The following is a 19,131-nucleotide window of genomic DNA, read 5'->3' on the forward strand; positions in this document are numbered from 1 at the left end:
TGAACGCGCCTGAGCTCGACTGCACATGAAGGTCGTCGGGTTGATGTCGGGGACGTCGATGGACGGCCTCGACGCGGCGGTGGCGGAGTTCCAATGGGACGGCGGTGTGGTCGCGATGTCGCCGCTGCGGCATGTCGAGCGGCCGTGGCCGGACGAAGTGCGCGCACGGCTACACGCCGCGTTGGGCCCGACCACGGCGGCCGAGTTGTGCGCGCTCGACCAGCTGATCGGCCAGGCGTCGGCGGAGCTCGCCGCCGAGCTGCTGCCCGCCGACCTCGTCGTCAGCCACGGGCAGACCGTCCACCACTGGGTGCACGACCGCGAGGCGAAGGGAACGCTGCAGCTCGGGCAGCCCGCGTGGATCGTCGAGGCGACCGGGCTGCCGGTGATCTCCGATGTCCGCGCGCGCGATATCGCCGCCGGCGGCCACGGCGCCCCGCTGGCCGGGATAGTCGACGACCTGTGGCTGCGCGGCGAGCACACGCGCGCGGCGCTCAACCTCGGCGGGATCGCGAACGTGACGATCGTCCGCAGCGGCTGTCCCCCAGTCGCTTTCGACACCGGCCCGGGCAACTGCCTGCTCGACGAGGCGGCGCGTCGCACGCGCGGCCGGGCCAGCGACGAGGACGGTCGGCTCGCCGCCCGCGGTACTCCGGACGCGGCGCTGCTGCAAAACCTGCTCGACGACCCCTACTATGCGCTGCCGCCGCCGAAATCGACTGGCCGCGAACACTTCCACCTCGGCGACCTGCCTGATCTCTCGCCAGAGGACTTGCTGGCGACGCTGACGGAGCTGACCGCGATCACCGTCGCCGACGCGCTCGCGCCGTACGCGCCCGCCGAAGTCGTCGCGTCAGGAGGCGGCGTCCGCAACCCGGCGCTGCTTGGCGCGTTGCAGCGCCGCCTCCCCATCGTCATCAGCGACGAACGCGGCCTGCCGGCGCCGGCCAAGGAGGCCTACCTGATGGCATTGATCGGCTTCCTTGTCTGGCACCAGGTGCCGTTGCTCACCGGACCGCATGTGCTCGGACGAATCTCTCCGGGCGACGCGCCGCTCGCGTTGCCACCACCGGCCGCTCCGCCCACCGGCCTGCTGATCCGAACAGCGTGAAGTGGAAGTCGACGCGGCCGAGCCGATCTTCACCACCGTGCGCAAGGCCCTCACACCAGATCGAGCGCCGTGCCGAATGCGCCCTGGTGTCGTTGAGCTGAAAGTCCGCCGGCCACGGTAGGTACGTCCAACCGCGCAGAGCTCAATCGACCAGATGTGCAGCAATCAGGCGGCCAAGTGCGCACGCACATTGCGGCCAAGTGCGCACATCTGGGATATTGGCGATATGTCAAGCGCCGCGAAATCTGGACTCGTCACCCGGAAAGCCCAGGTCACGGTAGCTGAGGCAGTGAACGATACCCGCGTGGTCACGATCAACGGCGCACGTCAAGCCGGCAAGAGCACTCTTGCACAGGTCGTAGCCGCGACGCAGCATCCGGTTCGCTATCTGACCTTGGACGATCCCGTTGCGCTGCGCGCAGCGCAGGATGATCCTGTCGGGTTTGTCGAACACGACGGGCTGCTTGTCATCGACGAAGTGCAGCGCGCACCGGGGCTCTTCCTTTCGATCAAGGCCGATGTGGATGCCGATCCTCGGCCGGGCAGGTTCTTGCTTACCGGCTCGGCACACGTACTCGCGCTGAAATCACTGCCCGACGCTCTACCCGGGCGAATGGAAACCATCGAGCTGTGGCCGTTCTCCCAGGGCGAGATCGCAGACACTCCTGATCGCTTCATCGACGCCGCTTTCGCCGACGGACCCCAGCTCGCCCACGACTCGAGTCTGCGTCGCCGGGACTACATCGAGCGCGCCGCGATCGGCGGGTTCCCCGAAGCGGTCCGCCGTACAGACCGTCGCCGTGCCGCATTCTTCGAAAGCTACCTCGACACACTCATCAAACGCGACGTGCAAGAGATCTCCGCCATCGAGCGGACCCCGCAACTACGAAAACTCTTGCAACTTCTAGCGATTCGCAGCGCCAACCTCCTCGTGCCCGCGACCATCGCCGGCGAACTCGACATTCACCGCTCCACGATCACCCGTTACCTGGCGCTCCTTGAAACCGTATTCCTCATCAAGACGATCCCGGCCTGGTCCGGCGGCGGGACCCACCGCGCGATCGGCACACCCAAACTCACCTTCGTGGACACAGGACTTCTATGTCACCTGCTCGGGCAAGGACCCACCAGGCTCGCCGACCCCGGCGGCGCCGCCGGACCCGTCCTCGAGAACTTCGTCCTCATGGAACTGGAGCGCCAACTCACCTGGAGCGACGAACGCGCCACCCTGTGGCACTACCGCACCAAAGACAAAGTCGAAGTCGACGCCGTCCTCGAAGCCGCCGACGGAAGGATCATCGGCATCGAGGTCAAAGCCGGTGCAACCCTTCACAAACACGATTTCGCCGGACTCCGCCACCTCCAAGACCGACTCGGTGACCGATTCGTTGCCGGGTTCGTTCTCTATACCGGACAACATTCGTTACCCTTCGGCGACCGCTTGCGCGCACTTCCGATCGACACCCTGTGGCGAGCCGCGCAATAGGTCGGGATATATCGCTAATCATCGGAATCTGTTGTGGACCAGGTCTGATCCGGCAAACGGGTTTGGTCGGAACCAGCGGCTAGGTCAATCGATCCAGGCGCTCAACCAAATTGGCGTGGAAGTGCCCGATCCCGCTCTCGTGCCGTCCGAACTCGAGGAATTCATTTGCGCCGGAGCGCAAGCCCCGTTGGACGGCCGCCGACATTTCGTTGTCCTCCACGGCGCCGCGCGCAACCAGCGTACCGGCGGGGTTGACCGGCGGATCGAGCGCAGCGCGTTGGGCAAGCTCGGCTTTGGCCATCGAATACACGGTGAACATGCTGTGGTCGATGTCCACCGGGTCGATCACGACCAGCAGCACCAGATCTGGGAACGTCGCCAACATGGCGTTGGGGAACAGGTGATACACGTAGGTCACCCGCGCATCCGCCGACCAGGTGCTCTCCGGACGGTCTCGCAGCCGCTCGATATTGCGGTACGGGAAAGCGATACGGCAATTCGGCCCGAAGAACTCGACCACATTCAGATCGTCGTACTGCAGCGGGTAGAACGTGTCCTTGTGGGTTGAGCGGATGTGATAGCCCTCCAGGAACTGTTCGACGAGCACCTTCCAATTCATCGCTCGCAGAGTGGAATCCACATACACGAGCTGCTGCGCCGGGCGTAGCTTGTCGCGCCACGGGCTACCATCCGTCAGCCAGGCCAGCGCTTCGTCGGCTCCCCGGTCGTCCCCGCCGGGCTGCAGCGGGCCGATGACGATGAGGCCGTCCACCTCGTGGCTCTCCACCTCGACCAAACCGCGCGCCGACATGTCCAGATCTGGAAAGGCGTCCGCGTGGGGCACGTGCGAGAGCGAACCGTCCAGACGGTAGGTCCAGCCGTGGTAGCGGCACACCAGCGCGTGCGAACACCCCGCGCCCTCCACGAGCACGGCACCGCGATGCCGGCAGGCATTGCGAAACACGCGTGCCCGCTGATCTCGTCCGCGAACGGCGAACAGCGGCACTCCGAAGACGGATCGTTCGACGTGGTCGCCCGGTTTCGGAATGGTCGCCGATGGCACGAACACGCTGGGCATCGCGCGCAGCGCACGTAGTTCCGCCGCGAAACGTCCTGGCTTCACGTAGTTTTCGACGGGCTCACACCAAGCTTCACCCTCGTCGGTGGTGCCGGCGTCGATGTGGGCGAGAATCCGCCGAACGATTTCCACATCGTCCGCAACCGGCGGCGCGGACGACTTCGTCGCGAAGCTCATGGTGTGTCAGTATCACACTGTTATCGCCACGCGTCAATGATTTAGTGATACGGTATCGCGGTGGCGCAATCCCGGGTGAAGGAGCTGATCGGCAACCGGCCACTCAGCGCGCGCTCCGTGCTTGCGTCGGCGTTGTTGGGATCCGACGAGGCCCATCTCACGGTAGGCGAACTCGTCACCGTGGCCTCCCTGTTCGGCATCAGCGCCGGCGCCGCCCGCACCTGCCTGTGGCGGATGGTGTCCGCCGGTGAACTCTGCGCCGACGACGGCAACTACGCGCTCGCCGGGCGCTTGCTGGAACGCCGCGAGCGGGTCGACGAGGCAGCGCGGATGGACGACGCAGTCAAGTGGGACGGAACCTGGGAACTGGCGATCGTTTCGCTGGAGCGCCGATCTGCGGCAGATCGACTCGAGCTTCGGAAGGCGGCCATCGCGCTGCATCTCGCCGAGCTTCGCGAGGGCGTCTGGCTACGCCCGGATAACCTTGACGCCCAACGGCTTCCGGGATCACGAGCGGTACTGGATCAGCAGTGCATCCACTTCCACGGCGCCGCCACCGATATTTCGCCATCCCAGCTGCGGTCGCTGTTCTGCCTGGACCAATGGGCAGCCGATGCCCGGGTGCTGATCGAGGCGATGAACGTCGAACTGCGTCGCAACAAGCGCACCGATTCGGCCGAAGGTCTCGCCGATCAGTTTGCGCTGTCGATCGCCGTGGTCCGGCATCTTCAGCTCGACCCGCAGTTGCCGGTCGAACTCATTCCGGCCCGCTGGCCGGGCCGCATGTTGCGGGACACCTACCGTCGCTTCGACGATGCTTTCAAGCGGCGAATGAACAGCGCCTATCGCCGAACCTGAAGGAGCCGGTCTATAGGCGTTGGTGTAGGAAGTATCTGTGGCGCCTTTACAAGTTGACCGGATCCTGTAATGGATCATCCGGCCGCAACACGCATACCCGGAACGCCGGCCCTGCTGCTTGGCGCCTTCGACCTCGGCGGCCTCGGCTACGACGTCGAGGAGTTCTTCGTCTCCGGGACGGCAACGTGCTACACGCCCGCCGCAGAGCTGGGATCCGATGGTCGCTGGCCCGTAACACCTTCGGGGACAGCCGATTACACCACCCGGGCAGTCGTGGTGAAGCCAACGGCCGCGGCACAATTCAACGGCACCGTGTTCGTCGAGTGGCTCAACGTCAGCGGCGGAATCGACGCCCCGGCGGTGTGGCTGATGGCGCATCGCGAGATCGTGCGTTCCGGCTATGCGTACGTCGGAGTTTCGGCCCAGCGGGTGGGCGTTGAGGGCGGCGCCAACCTGATGGGCATGGACATGTCGCTGAAGAGCCAGAATCCTGCGCGCTACGCGCCGCTGAAACACCCCGGCGACTCCTTCTCCTACGACATCTTTTCCCAGATCGGCGGGCTCGTCCGGGATGGCGTTCTGAGTGAGCTTCGTCCGCAGCATGTCGTCGCTCTGGGGGAGTCCCAATCGGCGCTGTTCATGACGACCTACGTCAACGCGATCGATCCGCTCGCACAGGTTTACGACGGGTTTCTGGTGCACTCCCGATTCGCGGCCGCCGCGCCGTTGGACGACACCTCTATCTTCGATGAGACACAAGCCAATACACCCCAAGCAGCCAGATTCAATCCCGAGCTGCGGGTACCAGTCGTCACCGTCATCACCGAAACGGACCTGTTCGGTGGCATCCGATCCGGCTATTACCTTGCGCGCCAGCCCGATAACGACCGATTGCGGGTCTGGGAGATTGCCGGCACCGCGCACGCCGACAACTACACGATCCTGGTGGCGCCGATCGATTCAGGCTCGGCGCCGATGAGCGACATCGCCGCGGCATTCGCGCCGACCAACATGCTGATGGGTCAGCAATTGCAGCACTGCATCAATTTCGCCCCGCAACACCACTATGTGCTACAGGCGGCGTTGTCCCAGCTGTGCCGGTGGGTCCAAACGGACGAGCCGGCGCCCGGTGGCCCCGACATCGAGCTGACCGACACCGATCCGCCCGAGCCGATTCTGGACGCCGACGGACTGGCAACGGGCGGTATCCGGACCCCGTGGGTGGATGTGCCGGTGGCACGGACATCCGGGATCGGCAGCACCGAAAGCATCATGGCGGCCATCTTCGGCTCCGGCGAACTATTCGACGCCGCTACGCTGAACCGGCTGTACCCCGGCGGCCGCGAGGACTACTTGGAACGCTTCACCGCAGCCCTCGACACGGCTATTCAATCGGGATTCATCCTGCCGGCGGATCGCGCGGAAATCATCGAGCTCGCCTCGGCGTCCTATCCTGCCGCGAGCGTCCGCAAATTGCCGGCCGAACCAGCGTGATCGTGTACGTATGCGGTCGCTCGCGCCTCGCCGCACCAGATGCGACGGGCCTGCGGCGCGATCTCGGCGGCGCGGCCGTCGAGCTGTTCCAGCGTCAGGCTGCTGATCGGATGCGTCGCCACCGCAGGTTCCAGGCCGCCCATCCCACGTGACTCGCGCGGCAGCCGAGCCTCATGCTCGAATTCCGTTGTCACGATTACGACTGTCGGTAGCCCCGCCTCTTCTAGACGGACCGCGTCGTTCACGCATGCCGAGCAGCACGACCCGCAGTCGCCGATTGCCGTCAGCGCGATGTCGTTTTCGGCGGCGATCTGAGTGATCAGCTCGGCACTCGCGTCCGACGAGAAGTGATGCTTGTCGTAGTAGGTGACCGAGGCGAAGGCGAGCCCCTGGTCCGCAAGGTCACGCACGGTGGCGCGCAACAACTTTGCGGCATTCCATTTCGTGTTGCTCAGCACACCGAGGCGTAGGCCGGACAGGCTGCTCACCCGCGGAGCCATGGGTACGGCCTCCACGTCGACCACCCCACAAGGGTCATAAATGTAGTCGGTCATCGAAATCTCCTTGTAGATTGTTCTGCCGAGCAGACGCAAAATCCCCTGTCGGGGGCCGTAATTGGGTAATTTTGCGTCTGCTCGGCGGGCTGTACAGGCGGCATGTCCCGTCCGCGCACTCGAACTCTCGACCGCCTGCGCTGGCGTCATCGTCGACGGCCCGCAGCACAGGCGTGGTCGCCGTACTCCACCCGGGCAGGAATGCCGAGAAGCGGCCGGCGGATCCGCCGGCGACGAACAGGTGGATGTCGTCGGGAGTGAAGACGATGGGCACGCGCCGACCCGCTTCGCGCGGAAACCATTTCGGCAGATTGCGGTTGTAGGTGTGCCCGCCGGGCGGTGCATAGCGATTGCCGTAGCTCACGTCGTCCCAGTCGTTGGTGCCGGTGCACCACAGGTAGCGCCGCACGTCGTCTCGGCTCCACCCGAAGGAGGCGATGGTGCGTGCGTGTTCCACACCGATGACCACGGTGCACGAGCCGCCGAGCACCGCGTTGTTGTGGGCGATGGTGCTCATCGCCGAGGCGATGGAATCCAGAATCCCTTGTGGGTCATCGGAAATGTGGTTGGTGACGCTATGCGGCGCTTCGGCTCCGATCACCAGGACGGTGCTGTCGTCGGGTGCGTAGCCATGCTCGACGTGATAGGGAGCCCACGGACTAGCCTCCTCGTTCTCCGCGATGCAGAAGGTGTACTTGCCGGGATGACCCAGGGTGCTCTTGTCGAGCTCACCGGGAATGCCGCCACCGACGCTGAGGAGGACCAGCCGGACCGCGCGACCGATGGTGGCGTTGGCGCGGTTGCCGGAGCCGAATACGTTGCCGCCGGCGTTCATTCCGATCTGGCGAGCGATCGGGCCGTTGACGACGATCAGCGGTGAGACCACATGCGTGGTCGCCTGGATGCCGTTGAGGTTGAACCGCGCGTCGGCCAGGGCGAGGATGGCCGCCCGCACGACGGGCGCGTACTCGGGTTTGCAGCCGGCCATCACCATGTTGACGGCCAGCAGTTCGCGCGTGAGGCTGCCCCAGCGCGGTGGAATGCGCGCGACAAGTTGCTGGGGGTCTCCGCCCAGCGCGTCCAGCACCGCGGCCATCCGCTCAGGTGTCGGCGGCACCACCGGAAGCCCGTCGCTCCATGGCTGGTCGAAGTAGTACTCGACGAGGTCGCGGTCGTCGGTCACCGGCACGGCCGTCGCGGTCATGGGTCGCCTCCTGCGTTTGCTTTGAGGCCACCGTAAGCCGGCGATATCTTCACGGTCCAAGACATAAATAGACAGCTCTTATATCTTGTGTATATGACGGATCCTGAGCTGCGGCTGCTGCGCTACTTCGTAGCCGTGGCCGAGGAACGACACTTCGGCCGTGCCGCCGAGCGGCTGCACATCGCCCAGCCACCCCTGAGTCAGCAGATTCAAAAGCTGGAGCGTCAGCTGGGAGTGGGCCTGATCGATCGGTCCCGCCGGCCAATCGAACTCACCGACGCCGGCAACGCCCTTTTAAACGAGGCTCGCCTGGCGCTCACCCACGGTCAACGAGCGTTCGCGGCCGCGCGCAGAGCCGCCACCGGTCAGCTCGGTCACCTGCACATCGGTGCCTTGCAGGCCGCGGTGGACGGCGTCCTGCCCTACGTGATGCGCGCACATCGCCGCGACTATCCCGGCGTCAAGCTCGAACTCTCCGAATTGAGCACCGCCGACCAGGTCGCCCAATTACTGGAGCACCGCCTCGATCTCGGCTTCCTGCGCGGACCCGTCGACGATGGGTCGCTGACGGTTCAGACCCTCGTCGATGATCCGCTTGCCGCGGTCGTGTGGGAAGGCCACCCGCTCGCCGAACATGATCGAATCGCCCCGTCCCTGCTGGCGGACCAGCCCATTGTCATGTGGACCCGAGCCGCCGCGGCCACCACCTACGCCGACGTCGTCGAGCTGTTTCGGATGCACCACATCGAGCCGCCGGTCGTCGACGAAGTGTCGCGAATCCAGACCATCCTCGCCCTGGTGGCATCGGAGGCCGGAATAGCCTTGCTGCCAACGTCATTCATCAACCTCAGCCGGAACGGCGTCCGCTTCGTCCCGTTGCACGGGCCGCTGCCGAACCGGCCGCTGGCGCTGGCGTGGCGAACTTCCAACCAATCACCAACGCTGCGTTGCTTTCTCGACGTCGCCGCGCAGGCGGTCCCGCTGTACGTACATGACCTGAGTCGGCACTACCCGCAACTCGCGTCGCCGTCGCAGCCGTAACTCACGCCGCTCACAGCTTGGCGGCCAGCTTCTGCAGGATGTCGGCGGTGGGTTCGGCGGCGGCCTGCCGATATCCGGTGCCGGCCCACAGGTGCACGTAGTCCGGTTTCCCGGCCGCTGCGGCCGCTTTGCGCAGCGGGCTGGTGAGGTAGTGGATCGCCGGATACCCCAGCGGCGCCTGTGCTTCGTGGGCGTCGATGAAGCTGTTGCGCAGACCCCGTGCGGGCCGGCCGGTGAAGGCTCGGGTCAGCACGGTCTCGGTGTGCTGCGCGTCGACGAGGGCGGCCTGGTGGGTGGCCGAGGCTCCGCTCTCGGTGGCCCGCAGCAGTACGGTCCCCACCATGGCCGCGGCCGCTCCGGCACGGATCACCTCAACCACGTCCTCTGGCGTGGCGATGCCTCCGGCGGCCACGACGGGGACGTCGACGTTCGCGGTGACACTTCGAATCAGTTCGGTGATCGGTGTCGCCGCCACCGGCTGACGCGGCGTGAGGGTGGCCGAGTGCCCACCCGCCGTCGACGCCTGGACGGCAAGCAGATCGACACCGGCGGCGCGAGCCTGGGACGCCTGCTCTGGGGTGGTGACCGTCTGCATCACCAGCGTGTTCGCCTGCTGCAGGGCGGCGATCACATGGCGCGGCGGAATGCCGAAGGTGAAGGACACGATCGGCACTGGGTCGTCGAGCAACAGGGCGATCTTGGTGTCGAACTGATCGTCGTCCTCGATGGGATCCGGCGGCAGAGTCAGGCCGAACTGGTCGGCTTCGCGTTGGATGATGGCGGCATAGGTCCGGTAGCTGTTCGGGTCGACGGGCAGTGGGTTGGGCGCGAAGACATTGACTCCGAACGGGACACCCTCGGCGCGGACCTGTTTGATCTCGGCTGCCACGGCGTCGGTGGTCTTGTAGCCGGCGGCGAGCATGCCCAGTCCGCCCGCCCGAGTCGCCGCGCACACCATGGCGGGTGTGGTCGGGCCGCCCGACATCGGGGCGGCAATGACGGGGAAGGACATTCCGAACTGCTCGAGCATTCGCACACCTGTCCGTGGGTTGTGATTCATGTCATATGTCGGGCTATCGGCCGTCGCGGCGACGCCGTCGCATGGCACGCGCCGCTCGGGGGAATTCTGCAACGACATCATGGAAATTGAACACGATTAGTGGCACGCATCTCGGTTTGGTATCAGCGCTGACCCCCCGTACCGGATCCGACAGATTGGGCCTGGCAGTGGTACGGTTCGCTGCTGTGGCCGCATCATTCGTCAACTCCGGCGTCCCTCGCGGAGGGGCGTCTGGTGGGCAGCGCGCCGCAAATTTTCCGCGGCTTCTGATCGGGGTCGTGCGGTGTCAGACCTGAGCCGACGTCGGTTTCTGGGCGCGCTCGCCGCGGCCACGGTCGCCGGGGTGGGCGCGGCGCGTCTTGTGGTCGACCCGCAGCCGCGAACATTCCCTCAAGCCCGCGCAGCCGCCGTGTCTGCACCGGGCGCTGCCACCGCCGCTCCGGCCGCGCGGGTGCTGCCTCCGCCGCCGTCGGGTTCGCGCATCCGGCTGCCGGGAGGCGGAGCGCTGATGAAGCTTCCCGGCCAGGGTGATCTGCTCGCGCTGACCGTCGACGACGGTGTCAGCAGCGAGGTAGTGCGCGCCTATACCCAGTTCGCCAAAGACACCGGCGTGCGCCTGACATTCTTCGTCAACGGCACCTACGACTCCTGGACCGAGAACCTGGCGTTGCTCCGGCCGCTGGTGGATTCCGGGCAGATCCAGCTCGGCAACCACACCTGGTCGCATCCGGATCTGACGACGCAGACCAAAAGCCAAATCGCGCAACAGCTTACGCGTAACGACGATTTCCTGAAGAAGACTTACGGTGTTGGCGCCAAACCCTACTGGCGTCCGCCGTATGCCAAGCACAACGCCGTCGTCGATGCGGTCGCGGCCGATCTTGGCTACACCGTTCCGGTTTTGTGGTCGGGCTCGTTGTCGGATTCGACGTTGATCACCGAGGAATACATCGTGAAGATGGCCAACCAGTACTTCACTCCGCAGGCCATCGTGATCGGACATCTCAATCACCTGCCGGTCACCCACGTGTATCCGCAGCTCGTCGAGATCATCCGCGCCCGCAACCTGCGCACTGTCACCCTCAACGATGTATTTGTGAGAACGCCTTAGCTGCCTGCGTTTTCGCTGACTTCGCTCACGACGGCCCGGTTTTGTCGTAGGTGGCTGTCATGATGCGGGTATGTCTTCGATCGCTTCGGCTGGTGCCGCGAAATTGCTTCCTGGTGAGCGGCTTGATGCGTTGTTTGAGGAGTTGGCGGAGTTGACCGGTCAGCGCAATGCGATTGATGGGCGCATTGTGCAGATCATCGCGCAGGTGGATCGCGAGCAGTTGTGGGGGTCGACCGGGGTGCGGTCGGTGCCGGCGTTGGTGGCCTGGAAGACCGGGGTGTCGTTGGCCAACGCCCACACCATTGCCGCGGTGGCCGATCGGCTGGAGGAGTTTCCGCGCTGCGTGGCGGGCCTGGTCGAGGGCCGGCTGTCGCTGGATCAGGTCGGGGTGATCGCCCAGCGCGCCGCCGAGGGATCCGATGAGCACTATGCCCAGCTGGCCGCGGTGGCCACGGTCAGCCAGTTGCGCACCGCGCTGAAGTTGGCACCGCGACCCGCGCCCGAGCCGCGCCCCAACGAGCCGGAACGCTCGATCACCAAGGTCCCTGGGGAGACGGGCAGCTGCTGGCGGATCAAACTTCCGCCCGTGGACGCCGCGAAATTCGACGCAGCGTTGCAGTCTCACCTGGATGCGTTGATGGCGCAGTGGAAACGCGATCACGGCGAGGCTCAGCCCCGCGGCGAATCGGATCAGCGGCCGCCGTTGCCGACCACCGCCGATGCGTTCATGCAGCTGATCGAGACCGGGTGGGACACCGAGGCGGCCCGCCGCCCGCACGGCCAGCACACCACCGTGGTGATGCATCTGGACGTCAAAGAGCGACTCGCCGCGCTACATCTAGGTCCGCTGCTTTCCGACGCCGACCGCCACTATCTGACCTGCGATGCCACCGCCGAGGTGTGGTTCGAACGCGACGGACACGTCATCGGCGCCGGGCGCAGCACCCGCCAGATCAACCGGCGGCTGCGCCGCGCGCTCGAGCACCGCCATCCCAGCTGCGCGGTTCCCGGCTGCGGAGCCACCCGGGGGCTACACGCCCACCACATCCGGCATTGGGAAGACGGCGGGCCCACCGACCTGGACAACCTCATCCTGGTCTGTCCCTACCACCATCGGCTACACCACCGCGGCCTGATCACCATCACCGGACCCGCCGACGCTCTGGTCGTCACCGACAGCGACGGCCGAACCCTGACCAACGCCTCACTAGCCCGACCACCCACCGGGCCGCCACCCAAGGTCCCACCGTGTCCCGGACCCACCGGCGAACGCGCCGACTGGTGGTGGTACGACCCATACCAACCACCACCACCAGCCAACAACTAGGCCGGGCCGACGCGCCACAGCCCAACGCGGTTGCGACAGCAGCAATCCGCCGAGATTGGATCTGTTCTCGGATCGCCGCTTGCCGGTATTGGCTAAAGCCATTGTCCGGCCGGCCTTCGGCAGCCCGTCGCCGAATGTGTTTCTAATACTCGTTGAGGCAGTAGGTGGCGTTGCGGGGTTCATGGTTGAACGTGATGTCGGTCCCCCTCGGGCACCCCGATCGAAGCGGCACTATCTTGCTGATCCGATAAACCCCTTTGTCGTCCAGCTTTTCTTGCATGGTCGTCTTCCTACAGTCGGTCTTCTCCATTTTGTCGTTCCTGAAGCCCCGTTTTGCGATCACGCAGTCGCCGACGTTGAACTTGTCGTCAGAGCATCCTGAAATCGTCAACAGTGATGCGACAGCTACAACCAACGCCGCGGCTATGCGAGAAATTTTGTTCACCGTTCGGATCCTTCCTATGTCAGTTTGCATTTGCTACCTGCTCGGATGCCTTGAGCAACAAGGGTTTACTGACGACGAGTTCATTGGACGCAACCCTGGTGTACTGGCTTGAGTGCGTCGCCGCTTGCAGACGGCATCGGCCGCGTGGCGCGACGATAACCAAGTAGTGGCATGCCGCTAACACGATCACACGGCCCTGAGGTCCCATTGCCGCGCGGCAATCACTGCGGGTCAGCTCGGCGTGGCACTGCCGCCGATCAACAAGCTTGGCAGCAAGTGGCTCGCTAAATTACTCATCGTCTGCGGACAGCAGCATGGTCAGGGTCTTACGCAGATCGGCTAGTCGCCGCTGACCCAGAATCTGCTGCCACCGCTTCTCCAAATCTATTGCGCTCGAACGCATTACCTGAAGGGCGTGCCGACCGCGGGGCGTCAACTCGATGATCCGAGCGCGGGCGTCAGCCGGATCGGGAACCCGTTTGACGTAGCCGTGTCGTTCCAGTGCAGCAACCGCCTGAGCGACCGCCTGACGACTCACCCCAAGACGGTCAGCCAGATCTGACGCATGCAATCCGCCGGCCACCAGCGGTACTAATGCGACTGACTGCGCCGGGCGAATCCCGTCCAGTCCGGCCTCGGTGAAAGCCGCCCGCAGATGCGGGCGACGGGATGCGGCCACCAGTTGCACCAGCGCGGGAACGGTGGGCTCCCAGTCGTCACCCCGAACACGTGGCATGGACCTGAGTGTGCCACCAGCTGCCGATTGACAAGCTTCTTGTCAAAATGACCGCGGGGTGACACCATGGCGGTCATGCGGTCTGGACGCTATCGGGCGCTCGCGATATGCCTGCTCGGAACCCTGGTGCTGTTGGTCGGCGGGTGTCTGGGCGGTGGTCATGCGGTGGGGACGCCCGATCCCAAGCCGATCCCGGTCGGGCAGTCGAGCCAGACCCTTCAGTCCGGCGGAGTCACCCGAACTTTCCACCTGTACCGACCGCAGGGACTTACCGGACCCGCACCACTGGTGGTGATATTGCACGGCGGGTTCGGCAGCGGCGCGCAGGCTGAACGCGCCTACCACTGGGATGCCGAAGCCGGCAACGGCCATTTCCTGGTCGCCTATCCCGACGGCCTCAACCGCGCCTGGAATGCCGGGTCGTGCTGCGGCAACTCTGCCCGCAGCGGGGTTGACGACGTCGCATTCGTCACCGCCATGGTCTCGGCAATCGAACAAGAGGCGCCCATCGATGCGGCCCGCGTCTATGTCACCGGCATGTCCAACGGGGCCATGATGGCGCTTCGCTTGGGATGCCAGACGGACATGTTCGCTGCGATAGCGCCGGTCGCCGGCACGCTGCTCACCGACTGCTCGCACGCGCGGCCGACCTCGGTGCTCCAGATCCACGGCACCGCCGACGACCGGGTGCCCTACGACGGCGGCCCGGGCAAAGCCTTTGCGATTGACGGCAACCCACGTGTCGACGGCCCGTCGGTCCCGTCGGTCAATGCCACCTGGCGGGCCATCGATGCATGCGGGGAACCGACGTCGAACACGTCAGGGCCGGTGACGACGTCGACGGCCGAGTGCGCGGACGGACGAACGGTGGAGTTGGTTTCAGTGGCGGGGGCCGGTCATCAGTGGCCGGGCGGTGAGCCGAGCCCGCTCGCGGAAAGGTTCGGCCTTCCCGGACCCTCGGACGCGCTCAACGCCACGGATGCCATCTGGCAGTTCTTCGCCGCGCACCACCGGTAGTTAGCGCGAGACGCAAAGGTTGCGTCTGCACGGCGTGGCTACGCTGAACCAGGTGGACACACCGGAGCTGCGGATCTCGAACGTCGACGTATTCGACAGCGTCGACGCCCAGGTCGTCGGGCCAATGGATGTCACCGTCCGGGACGGTCTGGTCGCGTCGGTCGTCCCCGCGGGCCCAGCGGAGCCGTCCGCCGCCGCCCAAACGATCGACGGGACCGGCAAGACCCTGCTGCCGGGATTGATCGACGCCCACTGGCACGCGATGTTCACCACCATTCCGGCGGCCCTCGCACAGCTCAGCGACATCGGCTATGTCTTCGCCCGCGCGATCGTCGGCGCTCGCGAGACGTTGCTGCGCGGCTTCACCACGGTTCGCGATGTCGGCGGCCCGGTGTTCGGTCTCAAGCAGGCCATCGACGAGGGCATTGTCGTCGGCCCGCGAATCTTCCCGGCAGGCGGCTTCATCTCCCAGACCGGCGGGCACGGCGACTTCAGACTGCCCAACGAAGTTCCCCGCGGTGTGCTCGGGCAGCTGAGCTACAGCGAGATCATCGGCGCGGCCGTCATCGCCGACGGCGCAGCCGAAGTGCTCCGTGGCGCGCGAGAAATGCTGCGGCGCGGCGCATCCCAACTCAAACTGATGGCCGGCGGGGGCTGCGCCTCGCCGTACGACCCGCTCGACGTTGCGCAATACACCGAGGCCGAGATGCGCGCGGCGGTCGAGGCCGCGGAGAACTGGGGCACCTACGTCACGGTGCACGCGTACACGCCGCGCGCGATCCGCACCGCCGTCGACGCCGGCGTCCGCTGCATCGAACACGGCCACCTCGCCGACGAGGAGACCGCCGCCATGCTGGCCGAAAAGGACATCTGGTGGTGCCTGCAGCCGTTTCTCGACGACAAGGACGCCGTACCACTGCCGCCGGCGAACCAGGCGAAATTCCTGCAGATGGTCGCCGGCACCGACACCGCATACCAGCTGGCCATCAAGCACGGGGTCAAGGTGGCGTTCGGGACGGACATCCTGTTCGATGCCAAGCTCGCCAGCCGGCAAGGCGCTCAACTGGCCAAGCTCACCCGCTGGTACACGCCGGCCGAGGTGCTGCAGCAGGCAACCATTCGCAATGCGGAGCTGCTGGCCATGTCCGGGCCGCGGAACCCCTACCCTGGGCGACTCGGCGTGGTGGCCGAAGGGGCGCTGGCCGACCTGATTCTCGTCGACGGCAACCCGGTTACAGACATTTCGTTGCTGACGCGGCCCGACGAGGCTTTCACCGCCATCGTCAAGGACGGCCGCCTGGTCAAGGGCTAGCTTTCACTGGCGAGCAGACGCAAAATCCCCATTTTCGGGCATGAAATGGGCGATTTTGCGTCTTCTCGGCGTCAGGACAGCATCCCGTCGATGAGGCGACGCAACACAAACCTGATCTCCTTGCGGGCACGCTTGGGATCTTCGGCTGTCGCGATGGCCATGGCCGCCTCGTCCAGCGCGCCGATCATCACGGTGGCCAGCGGCCGCACCGGCTGCCGGACCAGCTGGCCCGCGCGGATCGCCTCGGTCAGCAACTGCTCGGTCATGCCCAGGCTGTAGCGCTGGGCGACGTCACGGAAACCGGCCCAGCCGAGGACCGCGGGCGCATCGAGCAAGACCAACTGACGCACCTCGGGATCGCCGGACACATCCAGCCAAGCGTCGACCGCGGCCCGAATCGCGTCGGCGGGCGTCGTCGCACCCGAGGACGCGACCGTGGCGGCCATTCGGGCCATCACATCCTGCTCCACCGCCTCGACGACGGCGCGAAATAACGCTGCCTTGTCGGCGAATTGGTGATACATCGCGCCCCTGGTTACCCCGGCCTCCTTGGCGATTTCCGGGGTGCCCACGTCCGCATAACCGCGCTCTCCCCACAACTTGCGGGCAGCTGAGATCAGCGCGTCGCGAGTTGCCGCGGAACGCTGCTCCTGAGTGCGTTTCTTGCTTTCCATACAACCTGTTGGTAACTTACGAACAGACAGCCTGTTTGTAACTCTATCCCGAAGTAGGAGTCAACCCATGTCGACGATCGACATTAGCGCCGGAACCATCCACTACGAAGCAACCGGACCCGACGACGGCAGGCCTGTCGTTTTCGTGCACGGCTACATGATGGGCGGCGAGCTGTGGCGCCAGGTGAGCCAGCGACTCGCCGGTCTGGGCCTGCGCTGCATCGCTCCCACGTGGCCGCTCGGTGCGCATCCCGAGCCGTTGCGCCCCGGCGCCGACCGGACCATCACCGGCGTCGCGCAAATAGTCGCCGACACACTGCAAGCCCTCGACCTCGACGACGTCGTGCTGGTCGGCAACGACACCGGCGGGGTGGTCACCCAGCTGGTGGCGGTGCATCATCCCGAGCGGATCGGCGCGTTGGTGTTGACGAGTTGCGATGCCTTCGAACACTTTCCGCCGCCGATCCTCAAGCCGGTGATCGCTGCGGCCAAGTCGAAGGCACTGTTCCGCAGCGCACTGCAGGTCATGCGAGCCCCCGTCGCACGCAAGCGCGCGTACGGCGACCTGGCCTACCACGACGTCGAGGACCTCGCGGCGGCCTGGGTGCGTCCGGCGATGTCGGACCCCGCAATCGCGGAGGACCTACGCCAGTTTTCGCTGTCGATGCGCACGGAAGTCACCACCGGGGTGGCGGCGCGACTGCCTGAGTTCGACAAGCCCACGCTCATCGCCTGGTCCGCCGACGACAAGTTCTTCGAGCTTGACGACGGCAAACGACTGGCCGCGACCATTCCCAACGCTCGCCTGGAGGTCATCGCAGGGGCGCGGACGTTCTCGATGCTGGACCGACCGGATCGCCTCGCCGATCTGTGTCGACGATCGCCGTGCGGACGTAGACGCCGCGCCGGGACAAACCACGAGCCAATTTTTGGCTTTTACCGCCCCGAAAATGGACCGGGCGAACTAGGCTCCCCGTTGTGACGACCCCGTCGAACCCGTGGGGCGACCAACGAAGGCGGCTTTCGCGGCAGCTACAGATGCGAGGGCCGGTTCTCGGCCGCAGACAGGCACGGCGGCTGAGCAGGTGTTTCGCGAGTGTCGGGGTCAACACTTCGCCGGAACGACTGCAGGAAATGTTGGCCGGCGTGCCCGTCACAGACGACGAGATGACCGACGTCAATTTCGCTCTGATCGCGACGCGCCTCAACAATGAACAGCGTTGCGCGAAGCTGCAGCGCCTACGTCGCCGCGGGACCCGCTCTCTGGTGTTCGCAGGCTTGGTTCTCGTGGTGTTGAACTTCTTGATTTGCATCGCCTACCTGATGTTCAGCCTCAGTCAGCAGGGCGCCCTGCTGTAAACCCGCGGTTCGTCGGCTCGGCGTCGGGCGTGAATCGTCGGCGTTCGGTGTGAGCGTAGGGCGGGAATCGGCGCTTGTTTCCGCCCAGGCTGCACCCGCAAAGTCCAGAATTCACACGCAAGACCCAGCATTCACACCAAAGCCCGAAGCAACGAATAACCCCGGACCCCTTCGGGTTTGGGAACTTATCGCCGCGGCCGGTTCGCGGCCACTCAAATGCGCGAAATCTGCGCAGCCCGTCCCGATGGCGGCGGTGATACTCGGCGTATAGCGTTTCGGCCATGTCAGAGACGACGCAACCACTGCAAGGCCGGCGAATCCTGGTGACCGGCGCCGCGACTGGAATCGGTGCGGCCGCCGTGCGAGTTCTCACCGAGGCGGGGGCCGACGTCGCCGCGACGTACCACCACACGCCACCCCCGGATGATCTCGCGGCGACCTGGTTGCAGTGCGACGTTCGTGATGCCGACGCGGTCTCGGCGATGGTGCGCCAAGCGACCGAAAGGCTGGGTGGGCTCGACGTCTTGGTGAACGCCGCCGGGCTGTGGCAAGCCGGCGTACCCGGCTACATCAGCCCGGACGAGATTTCGTTCCTGTTGGACACCAACGTAAAGGCGACGATCCTCACCAATCAGGCCGCCTATGCGGTGATGAAAGACCAGAAGGGCGGCCGCATCATCAACTTCGGCTCCTCGGAAGCCGTTATGGGCAGCCCGATTTCGGCGGTCTACGCCGCGACCAAGGGCGCGGTACAGGCCTGGACACGCTCCGCGGCCCGCGTATGGGCCGCCGACAACATCACGGTGAACGCGCTGGCTCCGGCGGTACAGACCGCCGGTGCAGACCGATTGCGGGAATTCCTGGGTCCGGATGCCGGCGCTCTGATCGACCAGCAGATGAAGTCGATGATTCCGTTGGGCGGCGGGTTGGGAGACCCCGCCCGGGACCTCGGGCCGATGCTGGTTTTCCTCGCCGGACCCGGCTCTGGTTTTATCACCGGGCAACTGCTGGCGGTGGACGGCGGGCTGATGATGGTCGGCGGCTGAGTGGCGCGAGCAGACGCAAAATCCCCCAATTCAGGCAGGAA

18 protein-coding genes and 1 pseudogene are annotated in these 19,131 nt (G+C 65.6%); 12 read left to right on the forward strand and 7 right to left on the reverse strand.

Translation table 11 applies throughout. The features are described 5' to 3' along the window. Positions 1 to 25 precede the first annotated feature (25 nt). Positions 26 to 1,111, forward strand: coding sequence for an anhydro-N-acetylmuramic acid kinase (locus tag AC5Y2L_RS03960; RefSeq protein WP_499936378.1), 1,086 nt, complete (start codon positions 26 to 28; stop codon positions 1,109 to 1,111). A 289-nt stretch (positions 1,112 to 1,400) separates the two neighbouring features. Next, a complete protein-coding gene (locus AC5Y2L_RS03965; RefSeq protein WP_499936380.1) occupies positions 1,401 to 2,597 on the forward strand; it encodes an ATP-binding protein in 1,197 nt (398 codons plus the stop codon). Between the two features lie 79 nt (positions 2,598 to 2,676). Here the strand turns inward: AC5Y2L_RS03965 and AC5Y2L_RS03970 are convergent, their stop codons facing one another. After that, complete coding sequence (locus tag AC5Y2L_RS03970; RefSeq protein WP_499936382.1) at positions 2,677 to 3,852, reverse strand: aromatic ring-hydroxylating oxygenase subunit alpha; 1,176 nt, start codon at positions 3,850 to 3,852, stop codon at positions 2,677 to 2,679. Positions 3,853 to 3,912: 60 nt separating this feature from the next. Here AC5Y2L_RS03970 and AC5Y2L_RS03975 point away from each other — a divergent pair, with 60 nt between their 5' ends. Further along, positions 3,913 to 4,710: a PaaX family transcriptional regulator C-terminal domain-containing protein gene (locus tag AC5Y2L_RS03975; protein WP_499936383.1), complete on the forward strand. Its 798-nt coding sequence runs from the start codon at positions 3,913 to 3,915 to the stop codon at positions 4,708 to 4,710. Positions 4,711 to 4,779: 69 nt separating this feature from the next. Further along, positions 4,780 to 6,204, forward strand: coding sequence for an alpha/beta hydrolase domain-containing protein (locus AC5Y2L_RS03980; protein ID WP_499936384.1), 1,425 nt, complete (start codon positions 4,780 to 4,782; stop codon positions 6,202 to 6,204). Here AC5Y2L_RS03980 and AC5Y2L_RS03985 read toward each other — a convergent pair. Then, complete coding sequence (locus AC5Y2L_RS03985; RefSeq protein ID WP_499936386.1) at positions 6,159 to 6,758, reverse strand: UGSC family (seleno)protein; 600 nt, start codon at positions 6,756 to 6,758, stop codon at positions 6,159 to 6,161. The two genes, AC5Y2L_RS03980 and AC5Y2L_RS03985, sit on opposite strands and share 46 nt — an antisense overlap. Further along, complete coding sequence (locus AC5Y2L_RS03990) at positions 6,739 to 7,962, reverse strand: hypothetical protein (protein WP_499936387.1); 1,224 nt, start codon at positions 7,960 to 7,962, stop codon at positions 6,739 to 6,741. Before AC5Y2L_RS03990 ends, AC5Y2L_RS03985 begins: the two co-directional genes overlap by 20 nt. 93 nt (positions 7,963 to 8,055) lie before the next feature. Between AC5Y2L_RS03990 and AC5Y2L_RS03995 the strand changes: the two genes are divergently transcribed. Continuing rightward, positions 8,056 to 9,003, forward strand: coding sequence for a LysR family transcriptional regulator (locus AC5Y2L_RS03995; RefSeq protein WP_499936389.1), 948 nt, complete (start codon positions 8,056 to 8,058; stop codon positions 9,001 to 9,003). Positions 9,004 to 9,013: 10 nt separating this feature from the next. Here the strand turns inward: AC5Y2L_RS03995 and AC5Y2L_RS04000 are convergent, their stop codons facing one another. Continuing rightward, positions 9,014 to 10,033, reverse strand: a complete 1,020-nt coding sequence (locus AC5Y2L_RS04000) for an NAD(P)H-dependent flavin oxidoreductase (protein ID WP_499936391.1) — start codon at positions 10,031 to 10,033, stop codon at positions 9,014 to 9,016. Positions 10,034 to 10,355: 322 nt separating this feature from the next. Between AC5Y2L_RS04000 and AC5Y2L_RS04005 the strand changes: the two genes are divergently transcribed. Together AC5Y2L_RS04005 and AC5Y2L_RS04010 are read left to right on the forward strand one after the other, a co-directional pair. Next, complete coding sequence (locus AC5Y2L_RS04005; protein ID WP_499936560.1) at positions 10,356 to 11,174, forward strand: polysaccharide deacetylase family protein; 819 nt, start codon at positions 10,356 to 10,358, stop codon at positions 11,172 to 11,174. A gap of 70 nt (positions 11,175 to 11,244) precedes the next feature. Next, the gene (locus AC5Y2L_RS04010; RefSeq protein ID WP_499936393.1) at positions 11,245 to 12,501 is read left to right on the forward strand and encodes an HNH endonuclease signature motif containing protein; all 1,257 of its coding nucleotides are present in this window, start codon (positions 11,245 to 11,247) and stop codon (positions 12,499 to 12,501) included. Positions 12,502 to 12,643: 142 nt separating this feature from the next. On the opposite strand, the gene AC5Y2L_RS04015 is transcribed toward AC5Y2L_RS04010, so the two are convergent. After that, positions 12,644 to 12,946 carry a hypothetical protein gene (locus AC5Y2L_RS04015; protein ID WP_499936394.1) on the reverse strand — a complete coding sequence of 101 codons (303 nt, stop codon included), beginning with the start codon at positions 12,944 to 12,946 and terminating at the stop codon, positions 12,644 to 12,646. A gap of 289 nt (positions 12,947 to 13,235) precedes the next feature. Further along, entirely contained in the window at positions 13,236 to 13,682 is a 447-nt protein-coding gene (locus AC5Y2L_RS04020) for a MarR family winged helix-turn-helix transcriptional regulator (RefSeq protein WP_499936396.1), read from the reverse strand. Positions 13,683 to 13,757: 75 nt separating this feature from the next. Between AC5Y2L_RS04020 and AC5Y2L_RS04025 the strand changes: the two genes are divergently transcribed. Together AC5Y2L_RS04025 and AC5Y2L_RS04030 are read left to right on the forward strand one after the other, a co-directional pair. Next, entirely contained in the window at positions 13,758 to 14,699 is a 942-nt protein-coding gene (locus AC5Y2L_RS04025) for an extracellular catalytic domain type 1 short-chain-length polyhydroxyalkanoate depolymerase (RefSeq protein ID WP_499936397.1), read from the forward strand. A gap of 52 nt (positions 14,700 to 14,751) precedes the next feature. Continuing rightward, positions 14,752 to 16,011, forward strand: coding sequence for a metal-dependent hydrolase family protein (locus tag AC5Y2L_RS04030; protein WP_499936398.1), 1,260 nt, complete (start codon positions 14,752 to 14,754; stop codon positions 16,009 to 16,011). 71 nt (positions 16,012 to 16,082) lie between these two features. Here AC5Y2L_RS04030 and AC5Y2L_RS04035 read toward each other — a convergent pair whose 3' ends face one another. Further along, a complete protein-coding gene (locus tag AC5Y2L_RS04035; protein WP_499936400.1) occupies positions 16,083 to 16,685 on the reverse strand; it encodes a TetR/AcrR family transcriptional regulator in 603 nt (200 codons plus the stop codon). Positions 16,686 to 16,752: 67 nt separating this feature from the next. Here AC5Y2L_RS04035 and AC5Y2L_RS04040 point away from each other — a divergent pair. The 3 genes and pseudogenes from AC5Y2L_RS04040 to AC5Y2L_RS04050 all read left to right on the forward strand — a co-directional run bounded on the left by AC5Y2L_RS04040 (position 16,753) and on the right by AC5Y2L_RS04050 (position 19,090). Further along, positions 16,753 to 17,582 (forward strand): annotated as a pseudogene (locus AC5Y2L_RS04040) (alpha/beta fold hydrolase). 249 nt (positions 17,583 to 17,831) lie between these two features. Beyond that, positions 17,832 to 18,044 (forward strand): hypothetical protein, encoded by a 213-nt coding sequence (locus tag AC5Y2L_RS04045; RefSeq protein WP_499936403.1) that lies wholly within the window; start codon positions 17,832 to 17,834, stop codon positions 18,042 to 18,044. 281 nt (positions 18,045 to 18,325) lie between these two features. Further along, complete coding sequence (locus AC5Y2L_RS04050) at positions 18,326 to 19,090, forward strand: SDR family NAD(P)-dependent oxidoreductase (protein WP_499936405.1); 765 nt, start codon at positions 18,326 to 18,328, stop codon at positions 19,088 to 19,090. Positions 19,091 to 19,131: the final 41 nt, after the last annotated feature.

It is taken from the genome of Mycobacterium sp. NGS66 (assembly GCF_059812225.1).